Genomic DNA, 23,664 nt, shown 5'->3' on the forward strand with positions numbered 1-23,664 from the left:
CTCACCCGCAGTAGCTTGGCGCCCATCGCGGCCGTTGTTGCGCCCCGAGAAATTGTGGCACCGGATGATGGTCTCGCAATCGAGGCCGTCAGTCTTACAGACGCATCGTTCTCTACACCGCCTTCCTCCGTACCTGAGATGGCTTCAACCACCTCGATGGCGGTAGCTGGGAGTTCCCTAATTGCGGCCACGTCGTCTAGTGTCGGCGCGACCCCGATCGGGTTGAGTGCATCCACCCTGAGCGTAGTACCGCCGATTGGCACTAGCGGATACTCGAGCGTCGTTGATGCGATCACCTCGGGTGTTGCCATCCAGGCCAATGTCGTGGCCTGCTGCGGGACCTGCGGCTACGTCAATTGTCCACTTCGGCCTCTGGAGTTGGCACCCGGCAACATCCTGTCCTCGAACGGCCAACTTCCCGGAAGCGGCAGCGGAGCGCCCGCCGGCGTCACTACGCAGATCCCCGGTGGCGCCGAGACAGGCCTTCTTGCCAACGGTCGGGTTCTGATCCCGTCCCTGAGCGGCCCGATCACGACTGCAGTGGCGCCGGTACACTCGTCTAGCTTCACGGGCAACTCCTTATCGTCAAATGTTACCGCTACGACGACCAACAAGATCGTCCTGGAGAACCAGAAGGTCGGCAACCCGGTCAGCGAGTGGGGCATCGACGGATCGGGCAGCGACAACATCGAGGGCTTCGCCACCGACATCAGCACGAATGTCGGCAAGACGGTCAATTTCAAGATCAACACCAATTCGAACAATTATCGGATCGACATCTACCGGCTCGGCTATTACGGGGGCTTGGGCGCGCGCAAGATCGACACGATCCAGCATACCGGGGTGCAGAACCAGCCGACGCCGCTGCGCGACGCGGCGACCGGGATGGTCGATGCCGGCAACTGGTCGATCTCGGCTTCGTGGACCGTGCCGACGGACGCGGTCTCGGGCGTCTACATCGCCAAGCTGACGCGCCAGGACGGCACGGCCGGCGAGAACGAGATCCCGTTCATCGTCCGCGACGACGCAAGTCGCAGTGACATCATCTTCCAGACAGCAGACACCACCTGGCAGGCCTACAATCCCTGGGGCGGCGCCAACTTCTATGGCGGCAACGGCCCAGCCACCGGCCAGGGCCAGGGGCGGGCCTACGCAGTGAGCTACAACCGGCCGATCACCACCCGCGGCGGTGGCCTTGCGGCCGGTCCGCAGGACTACATCTACGGCGCCGAGTTCCCGGCGATCATGTGGCTGGAGCAGAACGGCTACGATGTCTCGTATATGTCAGCCGTCGACGCTGATCGGTACGGTAGCTTACTCCTAAACCACAAGATGTACCTCAATGTCGGACACGACGAGTACTGGTCGGGCCAGCAGCGCGACAACGTGGAAGCGGCACGCGACGCCGGCGTCAACCTGTCATTTTGGAGTGGCAACGAGATCTACTGGCGCGCGCGGTACGGCAGTAGCATCAGCAGCGATGCTACGTCCTACCGAACTCTCATCTCCTACAAGGAAACCTGGGGGGCGAACCAGAACATCGATCCCTCCAACGAGTGGACCGGCACCTGGCGGGATCCCCGCGGGCCGGTCGGCACGATCGGTAACAACGACCCCGAGAATGCCCTCACGGGCACGATGTTCAAGGTCGACTCCTATGTCCTCGACACCATTCAGGTACCCTACGACGACGCCAATCTACGCTTCTGGCGCAATACTAGCGTCGCCGACCTGCAGCTGGGCCAGACCGCCTCGCTCAACAAGAACTATCTCGGCTACGAGTGGGACGAGGCGCCCGACAACGCCTCAGCCCCAGCTGGTCTCGTACGACTGTCTTCGACCACACTCGATCAGACGACCTATTTGCAGGATTACGGCAACACCACCGGCAAGGGCACGGCGACCCACAGCCTGACGCTCTACCGCGCCCCGAGCGGCGCCCTCGTGTTCGGGGCCGGCACCGTCTACTGGTCCTGGGGCCTGTCGGCCAACCACGACAACGAGGCGACGCCGACCGATCCGCGCATCCAGCAGGCGATGGTCAACCTGCTCGCCGACATGGGCCTGCAGCCCGGAACCCTCGACCCGAACCTGACACCCGCCACCGCCTCGACCGACCGCACGGCGCCGACCTCGACCGTCACCACGCCGACCACCGGATCCAGCGTGACGGCCTTCACTCCGGTCACGATCACCGGCACCGCGACGGATGCCGGCGGCGGCGTGGTCGCGGGCGTCGAGGTCTCGACCGATAACGGCGTCACCTGGCGCGCGGCCACCGGCGACGAGACCTGGAGCTACACCTTCGCGCCGCAGGTCGCTGGGACCTATCAGATCCGCACCCGGGCCACTGACGACAGCGTCAACCTGGAGACGCCCTCGGCCGGGCGCAGCCTGACGGTGACGGCCTCGCCCTCGCTCACCCTGTTCCCCGGCTCGGCCAAGCCCACGGTCACCAACACCGTCGACAGTACGGCAATCGAGCTGGGCGTGAAGTTCCAGAGTTCCACCGCCGGCACGATCAGCGGCATCCGCTTCTACAAGGGCTCGCAGGACCGCGGGGTTCATGTCGGCACGTTGTGGTCGAGCACGGGACAGAAGCTCGCCACCGTCACCTTCACCAACGAGACCACGGACGGCTGGCAGACCGCCACCTTCTCGAACCCGGTCCCCATCACCCCAGGCGCGACCTACACCGCGTCCTACCACTCGACGTTAGGACACTACTCGAGCGACGTGAATTACTACAATAACAACGTCACCAACGGCCCGCTCACCGGCAACAACGGTGTATTCGTCTACAGCAACCAGAGCCAGTTCCCAACCCAGAGCTTTAACAACACCAATTTCTGGGTCGACGTGCTGTTCAACCCCGGCGGGGTCACGACGAACCAGGCCCCGACCGCCATCAACGATAGCGACCTATCAGTAACGCAGAACACCGCCACGACCATTTCAACCTCGTCCCTGCTCGCTAACGACACCGATCCGGACGGCGATCCGCTGACGGTGACGAACGTCAGTGCTGCCACCAACGGCATCGTCTCCCTCAACAGCCAGGCCGGCACCGTCACTTTCACGCCGACGACCGGTTACACGGGAGCGGCCGGCTTCACCTACGCGATCTCGGACGGGCGCGGCGGCACATCGTCTGCCAACGTCACCCTCACCGTGTCGGCGCCCGGCACCGCGCCGGTAAGCCTGTTCTCCTCCACCACGATCCCGGCGGTCGCCAGCGAGAGCGACACTGGCTCGGTCGAGCTCGGCGTGAAGTTCCAGGCCTCCAGCGCCGGCACGATCAGCGCGATTAAGTTCTACAAGGGCAGCCAGAATACGGGCACCCATATCGGTACGCTCTGGTCGAGTACCGGCCAGGCTCTCGCCACCGCGACCTTCACGGGCGAGACCGCGAGCGGCTGGCAGACCGCCACCTTCTCGAACCCGGTGAGCATCAGCCCGGGCGCGACCTACACCGCCTCGTATCACACCACTACCGGATATTACTCAACGACAACCAACGGCTTCTCAAGCGCGGTGACGAACGGCCCGCTAACCGCGCCGTCCTCCGGCAATGGCGTCTACGCCTACGGCGGCACCAGCGCCTTCCCGACCCAGAGCTTCCAGAACACCAATTACTGGGTCGACGTCGTCTTCAACCCAAATACCAGTGCTACCAACCAGGCGCCGACCGCCGTCAACGACACTGGCCCGGCGGTGACGCAGAACACCGCCGTCACCTTCGCGGCCTCGACCTTGCTCGCCAACGACACCGACCCGAACGGCGACACCTTGACGATCACCAACGTGAGCGGGCCGACCAACGGCACCGTCTCGCTCAACACCACGAACGCGACAGTCACTTTCACGCCGACGACCGGTTACACGGGAGCGGCCAGCTTCACCTACGCGATCTCGGACGGGCGCGGCGGCACTGCTTCGGCGAAGGTGGCGCTGACGGTGTCGGCGCCGGGCACCGCCCCGGTCAGCCTATTCTCCTCCGCAGCGACCCCAGCGGCGACCAACACCAACGACACCAGCCCGGTCGAGCTCGGGATGAAGTTCCAGGCCTCCAGCGCCGGCACGGTGAGCGCAGTCAAGTTCTACAAGGGCACGCAGGATACCGGGACGCATACCGGCACCCTGTGGTCCAGCACCGGCCAGGTTCTCGCCACGGCGACATTCACGGGCGAGACCGCGAGCGGCTGGCAGACCGCCATCTTCTCGAACCCGGTGACGCTGACGCCCGGCGCAACCTATACGGCGTCCTACCACACCAATGCCGGCCGCTACTCGACGACGGCCAACGGCTTCTCGAGCGCGCTGACGAACGGGCCGCTCACCGCGCCGTCCACCGGCAACGGCGTCTACGCCTATGGCAGCTCCAGTTTGTTCCCGACCAACACCTACCAGAACACCAATTACTGGGTCGACGTCGTCTTCAACCCGAACAGCAGCGCTACCAACCAGGCGCCGACCGCAGTCAATGACATTGGCCCGACGGTGACCCGCAGCACCGCCCTCACCTTCGCGACCTCGACGCTCTTGGCCAACGACACCGACCCCAACGGCGACCCGCTGACAGTGACGAGCGTCAGCAGCGCAATCAATGGAACCGTCTCCCTCAACAACCAAGCCGCTACCATCACCTTCGCGCCGACGACCGGCTACACGGGAGCGGCCGGCTTCACCTACGCGATCTCGGACGGGCGCGGCGGCACATCGTCCGCAAACGTCGCCCTAACTGTATCAGCGCCTAGCACCAGCGCATTCAGCTTGTTCTCGTCTTCCGCGACGCCAGCGGCGACCAACACCAACGACATCAACCCGGTCGAACTTGGGGTGAAGTTCCAGGCCTCCAGCGCCGGCACGGTCAGCGCGATCAAGTTCTACAAGGGCAGTCAGGATACGGGAACCCATACCGGCACGCTCTGGTCGAGCACCGGCCAGGCCCTGGCGACCGCCACCTTCACGGGCGAGACCGCGAGCGGCTGGCAGACTGCCACCTTCTCAAACCCGGTGAGCATCACCCCGGGTGCGACCTACACGGCGTCCTACCACACCAATGCCGGCCGCTACTCGAACACCGCTAACGCCTTCGCGAACGCGGTGACAAGCGGGCCGCTGACCGCACCGGCGAGCGATACGTCAGGTGGCAACGGCGTCTTTGCTTACGGCAGCACCAGCCTGTTCCCGACCCAGTCCTTCAACCGGTCCAACTATTGGGTCGATGTCGTCTTCAATCCTTCAGCAGCCGCCTAAAAAATAATCGCTCGGCGATGCTTCTTTTTACCCACATCCTGGCGATGTCCGCGCGAGGGCGGCTTCGATCGCAATGTCGGTGATCCGCGAACGCTCAGCGAGTTGTAGACGGGACACGGCTCTCGCCTGCCGGTTGCTCCGGGTCAGTTCGTTTGCCATCCGAGAGATCCTCGAACGGCCGACCGGTGAGAGCGCTGCGCACCAAGGCTACAAGGCGGCGTCCGTTGATCAGGAACAGAAGGCCGGTCAGGCCAAGATAGACCCACGCTAGCCAGGTCAGCGTCGCGATCGAGCGCGCTTCGTCGTTGCGGTAGACGAAAGCCAGCCCGACCTGCACGGCAAACAGTCCAGCGAGCGCCAGCGCGGACCAGAGGCCGAGGCGCAGGCGCAGCAGGAGTGCGATGCCGAGCAGCGACTGGGCCGCCGTGAGGAAGAACTCCTCACCTTGGCGCGCATCGAGCGGCAGGGGGCTCATCGCGCCCGCGCCAACGCTCAAGGCCAGCGGCAGCATGCCGACGAGCAGAGTCCACTGGTTGATTTTGTCGCTGATCATGGCGATCAGCCCATCGCCGGCACGGTTGGCCAGCACGAACAGCACCGCAATCGAGATTGCAGGCGCCTCACTGGCCAGGGGCGCCAGCCACTGGATCAGCAGGAACTCGTTGAGCCCGATCGCCCGGCCGGTACCCACCATGGCCTCAGCGAAGGGTTCGGCCGAGGCGAGGATGACGCCGCAGGCCACAACCACGAGAGCCCCGATCGCGGCCCATTGCTTCGCCGGAGACAAGGTGTTCAGCGCTGCTGCAGGGCCAGGCTCCTCTGCCTCGCTCGGATTATCACTCTTCTGCAGGTTGCGCACGCGCCAGACATACGCTGCAAAGATGGCTGCCAGAACGGCAAAATCTACGACGGAGATGCTGCGCTTGAACAGGATGACGAAGGCGTAGAGGCTGGCAAGCAGCAGGAACCCGATCTCGACGGCATTGGCCGATGCGAGATCGACCGCACGGTGCCGGTCCTTCGTCCAATGCAGGAACACCATCAGAGGCCAGGCCAAGCCGACGAGCAGCCGGTTGGCGCCGGTCATGTTGGCGGCGGCGTAATGAACGTATTGCGACTCCGGACCCTCAAGCCCGGCCTTGTAGGCATAGTAGAGATCGACCGCGTATTCCGGTAGCACAGTCACCAGAGCGACCACGGCCAGGATCAGGCCTTGCGCGATATGCTGCTCGGCTGTCTCCGCACCCCAAGACAATAGGAAGCCTGCCGCTAGGATAGCGCTGCCGAAGGCGGCGGCATCAAGGAGCGGGCTGGGCCGCCAGCCCGTCGCGCGTAGCAGGAGAGCCGGGAGGGTGGCCGCTACGGCGACGGCAACCAAGATCAGAAAGCGCCTCACGCGAGTTCCTCCGCACCAGCAGGCTGCTGGAAAAATGCTAACGAGGTAGCAAAATCATCTCCGAGTCCGTTCCGGCGTCGGCGAAATGCGCTGTCTCGCCCCTGGGACAGCCGCTTGGCTTGTGTAGGCACGTAATGAAGGTTGATAGCAGAAGAAAATTTTTCTCCATCTCGGGAATTTTTCAGCAGTCCGCCAGGTCACGGCCTGCCCTTCCGCGTTCCGCTGAAGGGAGGGTCGCGCGATCGTGCCGGCAAAGGACTACTCCTGCCGCGCCTCAACCCCGGGCATCTCTCCCGCGCTCGAAGGTGGCGACACGGTAGAGGTAGATCACGAGCGCCAGGACCAGCACGCCGTTGCCGATCGGTTCGATAAGGCGGCCCACCAGGCGATATTCCTCACCGAGCCCGTAGCCGGCCGCCGTCAGCAGCCCTGTCCAGACGATCGTACCCAGGGCCGAGTAGGCGAGAAAAAGTGTGAGCGGCATGCCGGCAACCCCGGCCGGCACCGAGATCAGGCTGCGCACGCCTGGGACGACGCGCCCGAGCAGGACAGCAACGCGGCCACGCCGAGCAAACCAGGCACCAGCCCGCTCGACCTCCGCTGGGCTCAACGTCAACCAGCGCCCGTGCCGGGCCGCGAAGCGCCGCAAGCGCTCGCGCCCGAGCCAGCGCCCCACGCCGTACCAGAGCAGCGTCCCGGAGAGCGACCCGGCCGTGCCGGCGAGGAACACGCCGATGAAGCTGAGCTGGCCGCGTCCCGCGGCAAAGCCTGCCAGCGGCATGATGACCTCGGAGGGGATCGGCGGGAAGATGTTGTCGATCAACATCAGCAGGAAGACGCCGAGATAGCCGGTCCGCTCAATCGCGGTGACAATCCAATCGACCAGCGCAACCTCCTCGCGAGCGACACCATGCAGAGGCATTTTTCCCAGGCATGGAATATACCCCAGAAATTTAAGCTAGTTTTTCGTCTTCAATTTCTATGGCAACGTATTCAATGCCCCAACGTATCTTCATGGCAGAGCAGCTTGCACGGATTAAATCGGGACCAAATGCTGTATCGTCCACAACGATTTGACAGGTCATCGTGTTGACGGTTCATCGATCCATTTCCGGCATCTGTTATGCGGCAGCGGTCGCGTCGAACAGCGATGTAGCCGAGCTATTTGTCTCCCAAGCGCCGCGTTCGTGACGAAGCATGTCAAACCGTGGAGCAGGGTTCTATCAACCCGCATGGACCGCAGCAGCAACGAAGCAAGCTAGACACACTTCGTCACCATCGAGCAAAGCCGCGAACACGACCTCGGCCCAATCCTATCCGCTCCCCACAGGATAGGGGCCGCCGGATCTAACCTGACCCAGGCGCGATCTGGTGCGACCGTTCGAGCGATAGGTGGTCACCATGGATAAATCCTTCCCCTCGAGTCCTACGACGCGAGTGTCTCTAGCCATTGCATTGGCTGCGCTGGCAGGCGCTTCAGACTCAATTGGATTTCTAGAGCACTCGCAGCTCTTTATGTCGTTCATGAGTGGGAACACAACGCGATTAGGAGCTTCTGTTAGCGCGTTCGATTGGCCTGGCACCGTGCGGTTCGGCAGCACTATCACGCTGTTCTGTTTCGGCGCATTCTTTGGCACCCTTTTGGCAGCATGGTCTGGACGATGGAGATTGTCGGTTCTATTGAGCGTACAAGCTATCCTTTTGTCATCGAGCAACTTGTTACCAGATGGGCCGGAGGCAGTTCCACTTCATGCTTACCCGGTTGTTTTTGCTCTTGGCATTTTGAACGCAACCCTGCAAGATGAAGATGGAAGAAGTTTGGCGTTGACCTATGTAACAGGGACGGTTGTTCGCTTTGGCACAGGCTTAGCGAACATGATCCTTCACAAACCGGCTCCGTCCTTCTGGCTGCAGGCACCACTATGGGCAGGTCTGACGCTGGGTGCGATCGCCGGTGGCTTTCTCCAAAAGATTCTTGGATCTGATGCATTTCTAATGCCTGCCGCTCTCGCAGCATCGTTAGCTATATTTAGCCTCGTTACGACTATTATGTATCCAGGAAGTCACCATGTGTCGAACGAACGATCTCCTCAACCCGACGCGCATCCCGACGCACCAGCAACTGTGCGATAGATTGACTTGGAAGGATAGGAGTTTTGCGCAAGTGGTTGGTAAGCGGAGCCTTCAGGCCACGGCTTCAAGGTCTTGCGCACTGGCGTAGGCTCAGGACAGCAGCTCGTCGAGGCGGCGGTTGGAATGGCCCTCAGCGATGCGGGTAAGCACGTCGCTCAGATAGGCGTGCGGCTCCACCCCGTTCAGCTTGCAGGTCTCGACCAGCGAGGCGATCACCGCCCAGTGCTGACCCCCGCCGTCCGAACCAGCAAACAACGCGTTCTTGCGCGTCAGCGCCATCGGCCGGATCGGCCGCTCGACTACGTTCGAGTCGAGCTCGACCCGGCCATCCTTCAGGAACACGCACAGCCCAGCGCGACAGCACATAGCGGGTCTCCCCGGCTAGTGTTCTGCACCTGAAGTTTACGACAAAGACGTTGGCTTTGGCTCAGCTTCGAGTGCTCTCAGGCAGAGGCGTTTGACGCTGGCCAGGATAGCGTCGGCCGACTTCAGCCACCGGAACGGCTTGGGGTCAGCGTTCGTCGCCTCGATGAAGGCGCGAATGCGATGTGGACCGCCGCCCGGCTGGCCGACCGCTTGGCGGAGGAGACGGGCTTGCGCATGCTGCTCAGCCTGTTCCAGCAAGAGGATTACGGTAATGCCCACTCTGTCCGATCGCCAGCGGGTTGAGGTTGCGATCCCGGCCTATCTCCTGTTGGCGCTGACGACTGCTCCTGGCCTCATTGTCCCGGCCGGGCCGGAGCTGGCGGAGAGGGCCGAAGCCGACATCACGGCAATGCGAACCGACCTGACGCAGGCCTGCATAGAGCCGTTCACCGATCTCGTAGGCAAGAAGCAGCACGCACTACTGCGACGGGTCGAGCGGATCGGGAAGGGCGTGATCGCCGGGTGGGAGAACCGGCCGGCGCTGAGCGTGATGCTGACGCTCTGGTACTTCCTGAAAGACCTGACCGACCGGGAGGTGCTGATCCTGTGGGAGGGTTCGGCGATGGCGCGGGCGACGAGCCGGCTGCTACCGATGTTCATGCACGGCTTCGACGAGGAGAAGCGGGATGCGGCGGCGCAGGAACAAGCCCGCCAGCTCCTCGCCCGGCTACAGGTGGAAGGGCTGTACGGCTGACGTACCCTCCTCCCGGCCGGCTCCTATCCTCCGGGGCAGATTGGGCACGGTCCGTCCCAAGGGCTGCGCGAGGTTGATCGTCACCCGAAGGGCCGAAACCGCGCAGCGGGTTCGGGGAGCCGCCGCAGGCGGCGAGTAGAGCCCGGTCCCGAAGGGACGCGCCAATCCACATCCTCTAGATGATTTTATTTAGATTATTATGAATGGATTTTTGCTCGTTCACGAGCGAGCGATCCCATACATAGCGGACCATGAGACTGATATATACCATCATCGCCAAAGGAAAATATGAGAATATATCAGAAATAACATCCCACATATTACGGGATGATCGTAATAATGCGAGCTGTGGAAAAGCAATAAAAGACCCATTAGCGCCATAATGCCGGATCCAACCACCATATTCCTGATAAAATTATCGTATCCATTCCTAATTTTTGATGACCTATGCCAGACATTCAGTAAGTAGTCCATCTCTTTTTCTAACAGCTTCTCTTTGTCTTCCCTCATATTGTGATCTTAGACTAAATTTTATAGTTTCAAGTTTCTCGCCAGCTAGGCGCCGCAACGAAGTTAGATCTCGTCTTTGATCTGTCAGATACTGAATATTTATATCTTCTAGTGCATATATATCAATATTGATACCAATTGATAGCTGTATGACTGCTTGGATTTCACTGAATTTCATCCACAAATATCCCAATACAACTCATGTGATATCTAACAAAAACATCATACAATGCAATAGGAGAAAAAACTTTAGCAATTTTACTCGAACCGATTATAAATATCGTTCAGGCTGGGTTTAAGGTCGAATGCTACGTAGCGCGAAACCAAGCTCAGGTTTGTTACAACGCATGGCCCTGATTAATTACGCAACTCATAATAACCCGGACACAGCAACATAATGATTGATATCGGGCCGCGTGATTTGATGGAGCCAACTCCGATGATAGTTCCCGATTTTGACCGCGATCAGGCAATCGCACCATACCTGGGGTGCCGGCTGTGAAGCTCTGGGCCCCCTCCCCCATATTCGGGATGCCTGGTTCGCTCCAGCGGAGGCTCATTCTGGCTGCTGCGCTCTGCATCAGCCTGGCGTTGGCCGGGGCCGCGGTCTCGATCGGGTTCGTCCTGCATCGGTTTGTTCGGGGTCAGCTCGACGGCCGGCTGGACGCCCGGATCACGGCGCTGGCCTCGGAGGTTCGGACCGGGCCGGACGGCCGCCTTTCCGTGCGGACCGACCGCGACGGGCCGCCGTTCGACCGGCGGTTGTCGGGCTGGTACTGGGAGGTCCGCCGGGGCACGACGGTGATTCAGTCTTCCTCGTTGAACGAGCTCGGCATCGATCTCGTGAATGTGGGGACCGACGAGTGGCAGCCCCCTGCCCGGCTATCCCGGGGTCGGTCCTGGGAGGGCCGTAACGGGGAGGCGGTGGTCGGCTCGCGCTGGCACGTCGACCGCCTGGTTGCCACTGAGCGACTGCAACCGCCGCCACCTGAAACAAGTGCTCCCAAGGATGTCATGGGCCCCGTCCGCCAGCGTTTGATCCTGCGGGTGCTGACGGTCCAGGGAGAGTCGAACGAGGTCCCGACGGTGTTCGTTGCCTCGGCGCCGGAGAGGGCGCTGTATGGGCCGATCCTGGAGGCTCTGCGCACCCTCGGCATCTGCCTCGTGCCGATCGGGGTACTGATGTTCGGTGGGGTGCTGCTTCAGGTCCGCCTTGGTCTTCGGCCGCTGCGCCGGGTGAGCGAGCAGCTTGCCGAGGTTCGGGCGGGTGGGTGCGAGCGCCTGCCGCTTGACCAGCCAACCGAGGTTCTGCCGCTCGTGCGAGAGATCAACGGTCTTCTCGACCAGAATGCGGCCAACTTGGCGCATGCGCGGGGGCACGTTGCGAACCTCGCCCACGGACTGAAGACGCCGCTGGCGACGCTGGCAATGGCGTTCGGCGAGACGGGAGCAAGCCGGGACGCACGGCTGGCTGTGTTGGTCGAGGATATGGACAGGCGGATCCGGCACCATCTTCGGCGCGCTCGCGCGGCGGCGACTGGCGGGACGGCGCGCGAGAGGGTCGATCTCGCCGGCGTCGTCGCCGACCTGGTGATGGTGATGGGGCGCATCAATGCCGCCACAGGGATCACGTTCGACATCGATGTGCCGGCGGGGCTCGCCGTCGGCTGTGACCGGCAGGACGTCGAGGAGATGCTGGGCAACCTGCTCGAGAACGCCTGCCGGTTCTGTGCCGGGCGGGTGCGAGTGGAAGCGTTCCGCGGGGATTCCTCGATTGTCGTCCTGGTCGAGGATGACGGTCCTGGCCTGGCGCGGGAGGATCGGGAGGCGGTGCTTCAGCGCGGCCGTCGGCTTGATGAGAGCGGGCCCGGCCACGGGTTCGGCTTGCCGATCGCGCAGGAGCTGGCGGAGCTGTATGGCGGCAAGATCACGCTCGAGGCGTCGCGGCTCGGGGGGCTCGAGGTCCGGCTGACCCTGCCGTCCTGAGCGGGGTCCAGCCCTTGCCTGCTCGGCCGGGAGTTAGCTGTTCGGCGGCCGTCGGGCCTGCGCGAGGCTGATCGTCACCCGAAGGGCCGAAACCGCGTCAGCGGGTTCGGGGAGCCGTCGCAGGCGGCGAGTAGAGCCCGATCCCGAAGGGACGCGCCCCATTCCTCGACGGCGCGGCGCCGGAGTTGGCCGTGGCCAACTTTCCCAGGATGGAGTGGTTGGGCAAAAGGCACGGCAGCTCTGCGGGCGCCCCGGCTCCGTACCGACTTGGCTCAGATCCCCCTTCCCCCATCCTCTGATTGCGAGCTTGGCTGATCGACCCCGCTCGGGCCATGAAGATGGTCGGGTGGATCGGGGGAATCGTTGCAGGACACCGCGGATCAGAAGCGCCGGATCGACGGCGTGCTGCGAGCTGGGACGATCACTGAGCGCGAGCGCCTGGCGGCTTTCGTGACCGACGAGGCGACGGTGGTCGCGGCCAACCCGTTCCCATCGACGACTGCCGGGGCGGCGCGTCAGCGCTGGGGCTTGCGCGAGATCGAGTTCGAGGCGATGGGCGTTGCCTCGGCCGGTCTGCCGTGCCTGATGGCGGCGCTCTCTGGTCTGGCCGTCAACGAGCCGCTTCGGCAGGAGATCCTGCGGTCACCGACGCACGTCCTGTACGTGCTGCTGCGTGGTGAGGGCGGCCCGATCGTCGGGGCGGTGTTGCACGGCAAGCCGGGCGATGCGCTTCCTCCGTTCGTGAAACCTGAGCCTGCGGTCAGGCGGACCCCGGCCAAGCGTACGTCGCGCAAGCGGGTCGCACCCGGTCAGCTCGAGCTGTTCGCGATCGGGTGAGCAGGGCGGCGGACCAGGGTGTTCTCCGTCACGGAGGCCCGGTCCGCGGGTGACGCCAACCGAGCGGCCAACGGGCGGCAGGCTGGCGTGACTGCGGGACCAATGACCCCAAACTAGGACCGTTCCCCGCCGGGGGTGGGCGACGTCGGCCCCCTGCCCTGTCCCGGGCACCAATGCTCGGCGCGCTGCTGGTAGGCCTCGAAGCCCGGCTTGTAGGGGATTGCCAAGCCTTCCCGGATCAGGATGTCGGCGACGTTCCCATCAGGCGCCACGAGCGACGCGAGAGTACGGCGATAGCGGTCGGTCCGGCCGGACCGCTCGATCCTGACGGGCCCCTTGAGGAGTTGGCGCAGGCGTCCGGAGGCGAGCAGACCTTTGGCGAGTTCGGTGTTGCAGCGGGGTTTCGAGATCTCAGGAGCATCCGGCTCGACGAGGCGGATGCGTTCCCCAGCCAACTCGACCGTATCGCCGTCGATGACGCGGATGAGGTCCCCGTCGACCGTCTCGGCGTGCGCTGGGAGAGAGTCCAAGGCGAGCAGGCCTGCGAGGGCGAGGTGTTTCATGCGGTCCGGCCTATTGCGACCCACAGCCGTCCCGGGGGGCCGCGCGAGGTTGATCGTCACCCGAAGGGCCGAAACCGCGTAGCGGGTTCGGGGAGCCGCCGCAGGCGGCCAGTAGAGCCCGGTCCCGAAGGGACGCGCTATGCGCTCTACCGACGAGACGCCGGAGTTGGCTGCGGCCAACTTTCAGAGAGCAGGGCGATCACCGCCGGCCTGGCCCCTTCCCATCCTCGGTGCTTCGGACGCCGGAGGCCTGCTGGTCGAGGAATGCCGCATAAAGCTCGTCGAGGCGGGCGGCGACGAATTCACCGAACGAGGGGTCTCGATCGATGGCCAAGGTGACGGTTGCACCCTTGCGAGAGATCTCTGCCGTAGCCTGACCCCCTTGCCCCTCCCACAGCTTCGATGCGGCCGGAGAGAGCTTCTGGGGAGTGACGAGTGCGGCGATCCTGGCGAAGCGTGCGTCGCTGTCGAGCGCCATGAAGGCGTCATCCATCACGGCTTTCTCGACCACCTTCGCGACGGAAGGGGTCTTGATGTGCTCGGCGAGAGCAACCCACCGGCGGCGACCGATCTTTGGCGCGGGACCGATCCTGGTTACGATCTCTTCCGGTACGGCGCGCGCGACGGCGATCAGCTTCGACAGCTCACCTTTGTCGATGGAGAGCGCGTTCGTGATGATCGTCCGCTCGAAGCCGTGGTCTTCGAGGCGGCAGGCAAACAGCGCCCGTTCGATGTAGCTGAGATCCTGGCGGGCGGAGTTCTCCAAGCCTTGGGCGACGACGAGGTCAGTGTCGTTCAGCTCGCGTACGACGGCGCGGACCTGCCGCCCGAGTTCGGTCAGCGCCCGCAGGCGCCGGTGCCCGTAGGCGACCTGATACCGGCCCATGCGGGTGGGGTGCGGACGGACGAGGATCGGGACTTCCTGCCCGTGTTCCTCGATCTGGCGCTTGAACTCGCCGAAGGTGCCACCGTCATGATCGAGCCGGTCCTTCACGAAGGAGGGATCGATCAAGGCGGGGTCTAGATCGACGATGGTCTGGCCCCTTGCCAGGGCCGCTTGGAGGGCGCGGCGATCGTCGTCCATCCGAGAGAGCGAGAGGCTCATTGCGCGGACGGGACCTGCCGGGACCCTTCCGTCCGGCGACGGTTCGGCGGACCTGGAGTTGGCTGCGGCCAACTTCTCTGTGGCAGGGGCGTGGGAGGTCGGCTCGTAACCCGCGTGCCCAGCCAGGCCCACCGCACCGGCCGCACCAGCCGAAGTGTTGCGGGGCGAGTTGGCCGCGGCCAAATTTTCGGGCTCGGGGGCCTGTTCGGTTCGGTGGGAGCCGGCACTGACAGCCTGGCCCGCCTCGTTCCCTGAACCGGAGTTGGCCGCGGCCAACTTTTCGGGGTCGGAAGTGGGGCTGACAGCCTCGGCAGCAGTGGGGGCGGGTTGATCCGAGCCGGTGCTTAGAGGCGAGTTGGCCGCGGCCAACTTCCCGAGGTTGGGGCTCGGGGCGTACAGGTCCCGGATTGCGTCGCGGCGTTTCATGCTGCCCGCCTCCAAGCGGTGTGGACGGATTCAGCCGGGATGGGTCCGTGCTGTGAGGTGCAGTCGGAGCGAAAGTTGGCCGCGGCCAACTTTTCGGGGCCGGGGACGTAGCCGGCAGGGTCGCCAGCTCCGGATCCGGCCTTATTCATGGCGCCGCCCGAACCAGAGTTGGCCGCGGCCAACTTTTCAGGGGAGGGGGCGCGGTCGACAGCGGCGGCAGATATGGGGCGGCCCCGATCGGGTACGACGTCCCGGCGTGAGTTGGCCGCGGCCAACTTTTCACTGCCGGAGATCGTGGAAGAGAGGTCCCGGGTTGCAGCGTGGTGGCTCACGCGGCCCGTCCCCAGGCTTTGTGAACGAGCCCGAGGATCTCCCGATGGACGGCGTCGAGGCTCTCGTAAGCCCGATCGTAGGTCGCGCGGCCGACGCTGTTCCGCTCAAGTTCGTACAGGCTCTGCTTCGTCAGGCCGGCATCGGCGATCGCCGTGGACTTCCAGACGGAGGCGGCAAGAACGTCGTCCCCGAACAGGCTGCGCAGGAGAGCAACGATCTGGCTCTGCGGCCCATCGTGCGGCTCGTGGCGCGTCACAACATAGCGGATGAAATCGTGGGAGAGATCGCCACCGGCCTCGCGGACAACCCGCATCAGATCGGAGGCCATCAGCAGGAACTGAGACATGGATGCGACGTCCACCATCTGCGGGTGGATCGTAATCAGGAGGGAAGTCGCGGCACACACCGCCCCAAGGGTCAGATACCCGAGCTGCGGCGGGCAATCGATGACGACCAGATCGTAGTCCTCTTGCACCGAAGCGAGGGCATGGCCGACACGCTCGAAAAACATCCCTCCGTCGGCACGCTGAGGACTGGACAACATACTGGGGGTCTCGTGCTCGAACTCCATGAGTTCGAGGTTACCCGGAACGAGATCGAGACCATGGAAATAGGTTTTACGGATGATGTCGCGCAGAGACTTGCGTTTATCGTCGTATCGAATGGCGCCGTAGAGAGTGTCACCCCAGCGAAGGTCAAATTCGGGCTGGATCCCGAACATGGCACTGAGCGATGCCTGTGGGTCGAGATCGACTGCTAGGACGCGATATCCCTGGAGAGCCAGCCATTGAGCAAGGTACAGGGTGGTGGTTGTCTTCGCTGAACCACCCTTGAAATTGACACATGCGAGGGTTTGAAGCCGCTCTCCCTCACCGCGCCATGGTAGGAAGCTCTTTGCATCTTTAGGCCTTGCCTCAGCCAGGTACTTCCGTAGCTCGCCAATCTGCGCAAGCGAATAGAGCCTTCTTCCATTCGCCTGTATTTCAGGAGACGGGCCAATCTGCTCCAGGGACAGCGCACGCAGATGGCTGTCAGACACGGAGACAAGCCGCGAGACTTCGCCAATAGAAAACCTACGAAGCTCCTTCTGCGCTTCGGGAGGAAAAAACCTTTCACGCATCGACTGTAGCTGCGTGGAGAGGAGACGAGCATGCGAAGATATGCGATCGTCTGAAGGAACGGCGGCTTCTACCTGAGATGCAGCGAGCGACGACATGCTATGTCCTTGAAAACGGATTTGTCCGAAAAAACGGCTCAAATCCGTTTTATATATCCATAAACAGTTCAGTGCCACAAGGATTCATTCGTTAACAGATCCTTACCTTGCGGATGCCGAGCACGGATAGAGCCGGTGGGGTGCCAGGCCTCCGAAGTCATTGAACGTGAGGGGAAAGCCGAAGTTGGCCGCGGCCAACTTCAGATCGGCAGTGATGGCTGATGCGGGGAATGCCGGCGATCGTATCTCTGCGCGGTGGCCGGCAGCGGGCGCGATCTGTGCTCAGGTTCCGGACCCGCGGATTATCCACTGAATTCACACCCTTCCGTGCATCTTTTCGCTTGACGCGTCGCAACTCTCGACGGTTGGCGCAACCCGTGCGCTTGATATCCGTTACGGATTTCAAGACGGAGGGTCGGCCTGATGCGGCAGAGCAAGCGGACGTCCTGGGGTGGGCCTCGAGAAGGGGCGGGGAGACCCCCGGCGGAGCCGACCAAGGTCGTGCGCCTGCCGGTGGACATCGCCGATGCCGCCAGGCGGGCTGCGGCAGCCCGTGGCGGCTCCGGGAGCGGGATCGGCGCCTTCCTAAAGGGGGAGGTGCGGACGACGGCAAGCGCACCCCTGGTGACGGCGTCCGTGGCCTGCGGGTTCCCGTCGCCGGCCGAGGACAGCCTCGAGCGGCCGCTCGATCTCAACGAGCTGCACGGGATCGGCGCGCCGAGCGTCTTCCTAGTCCGTGTCGCCGGCGAGAGCATGACCGGGCGCGGCCTGTTTCCGGGCGACATCGCGGTGGTCGACAAAGCGCGCCGGCCGCGGTCGGGCTGCATCGTGGTCGCGTGCCTCAACGGCGACTTCACGATGAAGACCTACCTCAAGCGCGGCGATGAGGTGATCCTGAAGGCCGAGAACCCGGCCTTCCCCGACATCACGGTGCCGGAGGAGGCGGATTTCCAGGTGTGGGGGGTCGTCACCGGCTCGTCGCGTGTGTTCTGAGGCTGGGACCTGCGCATGCCCGGCCTCGTCGCCCTGGTCGACTGCAACAATTTCTATACGAGCTGCGAGCGGCTGTTTCAGCCCGAGCTGAATGGCAAACCCGTCGTGGTCCTGTCGAACAACGACGGGTGCGTGATCGCCCGATCGAACGAGGCGAAGGCCCTTGGGATAAAGATGGGTGACGCCTACCACCTCAGAAAGCGCGAGTTCGCGGCGTGGGGGGTGCAGGTCTATAGCTCGAACTACACCCTCTACGGGGACATCTCCGCGCGGGTGATGCGGATGCTCGGGGAGTTCACGCCCGAGCTCGAGGTCTACTCGATCGACGAGGCGTTCCTGGGGCTCGCGGGCTTCTCCGATCCCGAGGGGCACGCCCGCCGGCTTCGGGAGACGGTCGGCCGGCAGACCGGGATCCAGGTCTGCGTCGGTGTCGCGCCGACGAAGACGCTCGCCAAGGTGGCCAACCGCACGGCGAAGAAGGACCCGGGCCGCGGCGGGGTGTGCCTGCTCGACACAGAGGAGGCGCAGACGGCGGCGCTCTCGAAACTCGTCGACGACATCTGGGGGATCGGGAGCCGGCTGGCGCCGAAGCTCGCGGCGCTTGGAATCTCGACGCCGCTCGAGCTCCGGGCGGCCGATCCTGTGATGATCCGCCAGCGCTTCAACGTGGTGGTGCAACGGACGGTGCTGGAGCTGCGGGGGATCCCCTGCCTCGACCTCGAGCGCGACAGCCCGGACTCGAAGACGATCTGTTCGGCGAGGAGTTTCGGCCGGGCGGTAGAGGGTTTCGATGAGCTGGCGGAGGCGCTAACCACCTACGTGTCGCGCTCGGCCGAGAAGCTGCGCCGGCAGGGGCTGGCGGCCGCGGCGATCGCGGTGCTGGTGTCGACCAACCGGCACAAGCCGGAGGAGCCGCAGTACCACGCGACGCGGCATGTCCGGCTGACGATCGCGACCGCGGACACGGCGCGGCTGATCCGAGCGGCCCTGTGGGGCCTGCGCGAGATCTACCGGCCGGGCGTCCGCTACAAGAAGACCGGGATCCTGCTGCTCGACCTGGCGCCGGCCGGGAGCGTGCAGGGCTCGCTGTTCCTGCGGCCGGACGATCGCCGGCGGGTCGAACTGATGGGGGCGATCGACGCGATCAACCGGCGCTACGGGCGGGACCGGGTCCGGTTCGCCGGCACGGGGCTCGCCCGGGGGTGGAAGCTCAAGGCTGAGTTCCACTCGCCCCGCTACACGACGCGCTGGGACGAGCTGCTGCGCGTCTGAGCGCGCCGGCGGGGCGAGAGGGCAGGGGAGGCGGATGGCTCCCCTGCCTCGGGATCACCCGAAGAGCTTGAGATAGACGGGGGTCGTCCCGATGATCGCGAGCATCAGCGTCATCGTGCCGAGCAGCCAGAGCACGGCGTTGAGCTTGGCCTCGAGGCCGGCGTTCGCTTCCTTGATCTTCACCGCGATGTGCTCCTCGAGCGCCTCGACCACCTTCGTTGCCGTATCGTCGTCCAATTTAAGCGATTGGAACGCTTTGAACAATGTGAGCTGCATGGTGCCTCCGTCTCGTTGATCGAGGCCGGGGATCCAGCGCGGGCTTCGGCGCCGGCGGTCCGGGATCGCGGAGCGACCGCGGCAGCGGGCGACGGGGGAGCCGATTTGCATCAGCAAATTGGGGGGACCGTCGATCCTGGAGGGGCGGCGCGCACCCGCGCTATGGTTACGGCCCGATCGTGAGGCGGCAGGCGGGGATGCCGAGAGGGGAAGGCTCCAGAGCGAGGGGGAGACGGTTGCTGGCCGGGGAGGGGAGCTGGGCGAGCTAACCGATTCAGGGGGATTTGCCGAAGTCCCAGATAAGCACGCCGGGGGATTTGACGGGCTGAAGGCGCCAAGCGCGGGTGACGGGAAAGCGGATGAAATCCGCGTTCACCTCGCTCTCGTCCTTGGTCAACGGCAGGAGCGCGCCGGTGTAATCGCCCCGCAGGGTACCCGCGGTCGGGTGGACGCCGAACAGGCGCAAGATGCCCCAGCCAAGCTCCGCGGCCTGGAGGCCCCATTCCTTGATCCAGGCCGTGCAGCGGGGGTGCGTCTCGTACCAATCGATGCTTCTGAAGCCGGGGCAGGGCGGCTGGTCCGGCGAGAGAGAGGCGAAGCCGCGGGACCAGGTGAGACCAGTTCGAGGGGTGATGTCATAGGTGGGGTTTACCCCACCCTATGCCTGGGTCCAGATCCCTGCGTTGTATAGCACGCATGCGGAAACAAGAGATGTATTCTTGCGCATCTCTCGCCTACATACGAAATATAAATTTCACCGTTGGGATTATAAACAAGACCATGCCGGATGTGAATAGCCAGACAACAGGCTTTCCGACAAGAACGCCTTGTATCCGTGCTTTTGCTTCGATTTTTTGAAACTCCTTATACTCTCTCCAATCCTTTGGTGCAAGAATTCCAAACTCGTTAGAATTCTCAAATCTGAACTTCTCATAGGCAACGCCATGGGTTTTATGATAGTAATAGAAAATCCATCCGGCTGCCGCCATCAGGCAAATTCCGATAAGCCACATCAGGAACATATTCGCCCCTCTCTATCTCTGTACCATCACCACCAAAAATGAATCGCATATTAGCACTGCGCTGTTAATATGCATAACACCACGACAGATTACAAGACTTTATGTATTGTCCCTTTTTGATATAACAACTGATGCAATTTTAAAAACTGATATGATGCAGAAACTGCCATGATAAATAGCATTCTTCACCATGTCGCGTCTAGACGATTCAGTCGCGCTCTACGCAGGGCCTGGAGAACCGGCCCAAGCGAGTATTTCCCGCCGCGCTTTCTCTCCGTAAGGGCCCGCAAATAGCCACCGTGGCTTTTGATGCTCTCGGTCCGCTCCAGCATCGCCGCGAGGGTAATCGCTGCCGCCTCACGCCCCATGGCGTCCTGCGCGTCGCTCCAGGCCGCTGGGCTGATGCCGAGCATCGGCCGGACTCGATCGGCCGTGTCGATCAGGTCGTCCCATGATCGGATTACTGAGCGCGCGTAGTCCTGCACCTGGGGGCAGGCCTCGAGCACGCTGTGAAGCGGATAGGTCGACCGGATCGCGTTGTGAGCGGCCGAGGCCGGACCCTTGCTCGATTCTGAAGAGGCGACTGGCTTCTCCTCCTCCCCGAATGCCTTTTCACGAACAGGACCATCAGTGTTTGAACTCTGTATGTGCCGCTCGAAGTGAGCGGCACTGCCGCTCATTTTATTGGATTCTTGTCGAGAGATCAGGGCCCTGCTCACAACGAGAGCGAGGGCTTCGAGCGCCTCGCCAAGGGCTGCGACCTCTGCGGGCTCCGGCCGACGGGGATAGCTGGCGACGAGGGTGTAGTAGCGCTCGCGCAGCTCGGCCGGAGTCGGCTCACCGGGATCTCCGTCCCCATCCGCGACGTCGAGCGCATCGAGCAGCTTGGCGCAGTCGCGACGCAGCAAGCTGACCGTCTCGCGGGCAAGGCTCTGGGCCAAGGCCTCGGCGCGGACGGTATCAGCGAGGGCGGCGATCTCGGCCGCCCGGAGAGCGAGCGGGGTGAGGTCGAAGCCGTAGGCGTGGGTGATCTGTCCGCCCTCGCCACGGCGCACGTAGCGCTTGCCGTTGGGGCTGTCGCGCCGGATCACCAGGCCGGCCTCGACGAGGGCCGAGAGGTGTCGGCGAAGCGCCGCCTCGGAGAGGCCTCGCGCCCGAGCGGCGAGGCTGCGGTTCGAGGGGAAGACCACCAGGTCGGGCGCGTCGTCCGTCGGAGCCAGCATTCTCTCGGGCAGGCAGGTCAGCAGGGCCTCGAGCACGACGAGGGTCGCGGACGACAGGCCGAAGCTCGCCCGCGCGGCCGTGAGGTCGTGCAGGACGCGCCATTTCTCAGCGACGACAGTGTTGGCCGGCCGGGAGGCGACAGCCTCGGCCTGGGCGGCGATCTGCGCAGCCGTCAGCGATCGCGCGCCGAACGGCGCGGTGATTCGCCTGGCCACCTCACCGAGGCGGCCATTGTTCTCTTTCATGACGCCCGATCCCTCTCCGGTCGGGCCGCGACAGCTCATGAGGTCACCCCATAGGGGCGTCCTCCTCCAGGCAAAGCCTCTCCGTTACAAGAAACTGCGTTTCTTGCTTGACGCCCGGGGGCGATCTGTGGCTTGTAGGAGGTGGTTTTTCGGGCTCCTACAGCCTTCTCGTAACGGTCACTCGGCCCTCACTTCCCGGCAAGGAGGTGGGGGCCGATGGCTTTTCAGGGGTGCTCTGCGGCGGCGTTGAACTCCTGGTAACGACTCGCAGGCCAAACGCCGGCGAAATGGCATCTCCGGTCCCACGGCGACGGTTGTCAACCCGAATCACGTCCTGGATGTGATTCTAACGTATTTTCAACGTAGATATGCCGTTGTTGGGCCCTTTGCGGGTTAGACTCTCGATCACGCGGGCATCTCAATGTCGACCGTGAACGAGCAATCCTTGATCGTGGAGATCACCTTTGCGTTCTCGGCAGCACCGTTGCGGGAGCCAGTCCTGGCCTGGATGCGAACGGCAGTGATTTTCCGGACGGCCTTGTAGATGTGGCCAGGCGGTCTCGCCGGGAGGGAGAGGGTGCCGATCGACCCCGCCTGCACGGCGGCCGCTCGAAAGCGCCGCGCCGACTTGCCCGACAGCTCTGCGGGGTAGACGACGTGGATGAGGGTGTCGGCGGCATGGCCAGGCTTGCCTTCGACCAGGGCCTCGACGCAGCGCGCGACCACGAGCGCGGTGGTGAGCGGGGAGGAGGGGCGGATGCAGACGATCCCTCGAGCCGAGATGGCGGAGCGCAGCTCGAACCCCTCGGTCATCGAGACGCTCTTGAGGCCGGCGATCTCGGCCGCGTGAGCGGCGAGGGCCTTGCGCCCGACCTCGCGCTTGTCGTCCGGGAGGTTTTGGATCGGCTTGATCGCCTTCCGAAGCGCCGCTCCTTCGGCCGGTGCGTCCTCGTCGGCGGCGACCTCGTGCCCCTCGATCTCGTACTTGCCTTTGATCAGCCGGTCGAGCGCGACCTCGTCGAGGAAGGCGGCGTAGATCTCGAGCGGGTTCTTCTCGCGGCGTGTAGCGATCGCCATGGCGAGCGGCAGCAGTTCCGCATGCAGGGCTTCAGCTTCGGGTCCAAGGCGCATGTCCGCGATCGCAGCGGTCAGGGTCGAAGCCGCGACCCGCAGGGGCGGCTGCGGCACGGCGTCGAGATCGATCGAGTAGACCTCGGTGTCCCGGCCGAAGGGCTGCGCGATCTGGGAGATTTGCCGTGTGAGCATCTCCGGCTTCTTGGCGGCCTTCCCCTCGTCAGGATCGCCCTTGTTCCGAGCGACAGGCTGGGGGATGCCCTCGACGATGATGGCACCCATGCCGTTCATGCAGGATGCGAATACGAGGTTGCCGATCGCCTGAGCCTGCAACAGGGGGTCGTCGCTTTCGATCGCCATGCCCTGAACCAGGTCCTCGCGCCGCAGCCAGACCTGGCCGGTTTTCGCTAGGCCGATCGGCCAGGTAGCATCGCCGCGCCGGCGCGTGGTCTCGTCGCGGTAGCCGCGGCGCCCGAGGTGGTGGGGCACGCGCCCCGGCGCGCGCCAGTTTCGCCAGCCGTAGGTGAAGTGACGCAGGAAGCGGTACCCGGCGTAGACCAGGATCGCCTCGGGCACGAACGGCGCGGCGCACAGTGACACGGAGAGCGCGGCTGCGATCCCGAAATGCCACGCGACCTCTTTAGGGGAGTCGTCGTTCATCGGTCGTGCTTCCC

At 63.8% G+C, this 23,664-nt stretch carries 17 protein-coding genes and 1 pseudogene; 7 read left to right on the forward strand and 11 right to left on the reverse strand.

Features of this window, described 5'->3' with window-relative positions; all coding sequences use genetic code 11:
• The first annotated feature begins 540 nt into the window (after window positions 1-540).
• Entirely contained in the window at window positions 541-5,259 is a 4,719-nt protein-coding gene (locus VP06_RS04330; RefSeq protein WP_245291042.1) for a DUF4082 domain-containing protein, read from the forward strand.
• A gap of 94 nt (window positions 5,260-5,353) precedes the next feature.
• On the opposite strand, the gene VP06_RS04335 is transcribed toward VP06_RS04330, so the two are convergent.
• Together VP06_RS04335 and VP06_RS04340 are read right to left on the reverse strand one after the other, a co-directional pair.
• Window positions 5,354-6,655, reverse strand: a complete 1,302-nt coding sequence (locus tag VP06_RS04335; RefSeq protein ID WP_082167153.1) for a sodium:proton exchanger — start codon at window positions 6,653-6,655, stop codon at window positions 5,354-5,356.
• A gap of 274 nt (window positions 6,656-6,929) precedes the next feature.
• Window positions 6,930-7,577, reverse strand: a complete 648-nt coding sequence (locus tag VP06_RS04340; RefSeq protein WP_245291043.1) for a DedA family protein — start codon at window positions 7,575-7,577, stop codon at window positions 6,930-6,932.
• A 479-nt stretch (window positions 7,578-8,056) separates the two neighbouring features.
• Between VP06_RS04340 and VP06_RS34420 the strand changes: the two genes are divergently transcribed.
• Window positions 8,057-8,788, forward strand: a complete 732-nt coding sequence (locus VP06_RS34420) for a YoaK family protein (protein ID WP_082167154.1) — start codon at window positions 8,057-8,059, stop codon at window positions 8,786-8,788.
• A 90-nt stretch (window positions 8,789-8,878) separates the two neighbouring features.
• On the opposite strand, the pseudogene VP06_RS04345 reads toward VP06_RS34420, so the two are convergent.
• Window positions 8,879-9,139: pseudogene (locus tag VP06_RS04345) on the reverse strand (transposase domain-containing protein); the annotation flags it as partial.
• Window positions 9,140-9,425: 286 nt separating this feature from the next.
• Here VP06_RS04345 and VP06_RS04350 point away from each other — a divergent pair.
• From VP06_RS04350 to VP06_RS04360, 3 genes are all read left to right on the forward strand, one after another.
• A complete protein-coding gene (locus tag VP06_RS04350) occupies window positions 9,426-9,908 on the forward strand; it encodes a hypothetical protein (protein ID WP_245291044.1) in 483 nt (160 codons plus the stop codon).
• 1,041 nt (window positions 9,909-10,949) lie between these two features.
• Window positions 10,950-12,404, forward strand: coding sequence for a sensor histidine kinase (locus tag VP06_RS04355; protein ID WP_048462654.1), 1,455 nt, complete (start codon window positions 10,950-10,952; stop codon window positions 12,402-12,404).
• A gap of 363 nt (window positions 12,405-12,767) precedes the next feature.
• Window positions 12,768-13,241 carry a hypothetical protein gene (locus VP06_RS04360; protein ID WP_048462607.1) on the forward strand — a complete coding sequence of 158 codons (474 nt, stop codon included), beginning with the start codon at window positions 12,768-12,770 and terminating at the stop codon, window positions 13,239-13,241.
• 113 nt (window positions 13,242-13,354) lie between these two features.
• Here VP06_RS04360 and VP06_RS04365 read toward each other — a convergent pair whose 3' ends face one another.
• From VP06_RS04365 to repA, 3 genes are all read right to left on the reverse strand, one after another.
• Window positions 13,355-13,804 carry a thermonuclease family protein gene (locus VP06_RS04365; RefSeq protein ID WP_053081523.1) on the reverse strand — a complete coding sequence of 150 codons (450 nt, stop codon included), beginning with the start codon at window positions 13,802-13,804 and terminating at the stop codon, window positions 13,355-13,357.
• A gap of 199 nt (window positions 13,805-14,003) precedes the next feature.
• Entirely contained in the window at window positions 14,004-15,035 is a 1,032-nt protein-coding gene (gene repB, locus VP06_RS04370) for a plasmid partitioning protein RepB (protein ID WP_053081530.1), read from the reverse strand.
• A gap of 628 nt (window positions 15,036-15,663) precedes the next feature.
• Window positions 15,664-16,884: a plasmid partitioning protein RepA gene (repA, locus tag VP06_RS04375; RefSeq protein WP_048462609.1), complete on the reverse strand. Its 1,221-nt coding sequence runs from the start codon at window positions 16,882-16,884 to the stop codon at window positions 15,664-15,666.
• 501 nt (window positions 16,885-17,385) lie between these two features.
• Here repA and VP06_RS04380 point away from each other — a divergent pair.
• Window positions 17,386-17,877: a LexA family protein gene (locus tag VP06_RS04380; RefSeq protein ID WP_197093129.1), complete on the forward strand. Its 492-nt coding sequence runs from the start codon at window positions 17,386-17,388 to the stop codon at window positions 17,875-17,877.
• A gap of 15 nt (window positions 17,878-17,892) precedes the next feature.
• Window positions 17,893-19,149: a Y-family DNA polymerase gene (locus tag VP06_RS04385; protein ID WP_048462610.1), complete on the forward strand. Its 1,257-nt coding sequence runs from the start codon at window positions 17,893-17,895 to the stop codon at window positions 19,147-19,149.
• 54 nt (window positions 19,150-19,203) lie between these two features.
• On the opposite strand, the gene VP06_RS04390 is transcribed toward VP06_RS04385, so the two are convergent.
• The 5 genes from VP06_RS04390 to VP06_RS04405 all read right to left on the reverse strand — a co-directional run bounded on the left by VP06_RS04390 (window position 19,204) and on the right by VP06_RS04405 (window position 23,650).
• Window positions 19,204-19,542, reverse strand: a complete 339-nt coding sequence (locus VP06_RS04390) for a hypothetical protein (RefSeq protein ID WP_210168115.1) — start codon at window positions 19,540-19,542, stop codon at window positions 19,204-19,206.
• A 157-nt stretch (window positions 19,543-19,699) separates the two neighbouring features.
• The gene (locus tag VP06_RS37010; RefSeq protein ID WP_053081524.1) at window positions 19,700-19,891 is read right to left on the reverse strand and encodes a hypothetical protein; all 192 of its coding nucleotides are present in this window, start codon (window positions 19,889-19,891) and stop codon (window positions 19,700-19,702) included.
• Window positions 19,892-20,159: 268 nt separating this feature from the next.
• Window positions 20,160-20,447, reverse strand: a complete 288-nt coding sequence (locus VP06_RS35930) for a hypothetical protein (RefSeq protein ID WP_156295446.1) — start codon at window positions 20,445-20,447, stop codon at window positions 20,160-20,162.
• A 185-nt stretch (window positions 20,448-20,632) separates the two neighbouring features.
• Complete coding sequence (repC, locus tag VP06_RS04400; protein WP_048462613.1) at window positions 20,633-21,916, reverse strand: plasmid replication protein RepC; 1,284 nt, start codon at window positions 21,914-21,916, stop codon at window positions 20,633-20,635.
• A gap of 405 nt (window positions 21,917-22,321) precedes the next feature.
• Window positions 22,322-23,650 (reverse strand): hypothetical protein, encoded by a 1,329-nt coding sequence (locus tag VP06_RS04405; protein WP_048462614.1) that lies wholly within the window; start codon window positions 23,648-23,650, stop codon window positions 22,322-22,324.
• Window positions 23,651-23,664: the final 14 nt, after the last annotated feature.

The organism is Methylobacterium aquaticum (assembly GCF_001043915.1).
GTDB lineage: Bacteria > Pseudomonadota > Alphaproteobacteria > Rhizobiales > Beijerinckiaceae > Methylobacterium > Methylobacterium aquaticum.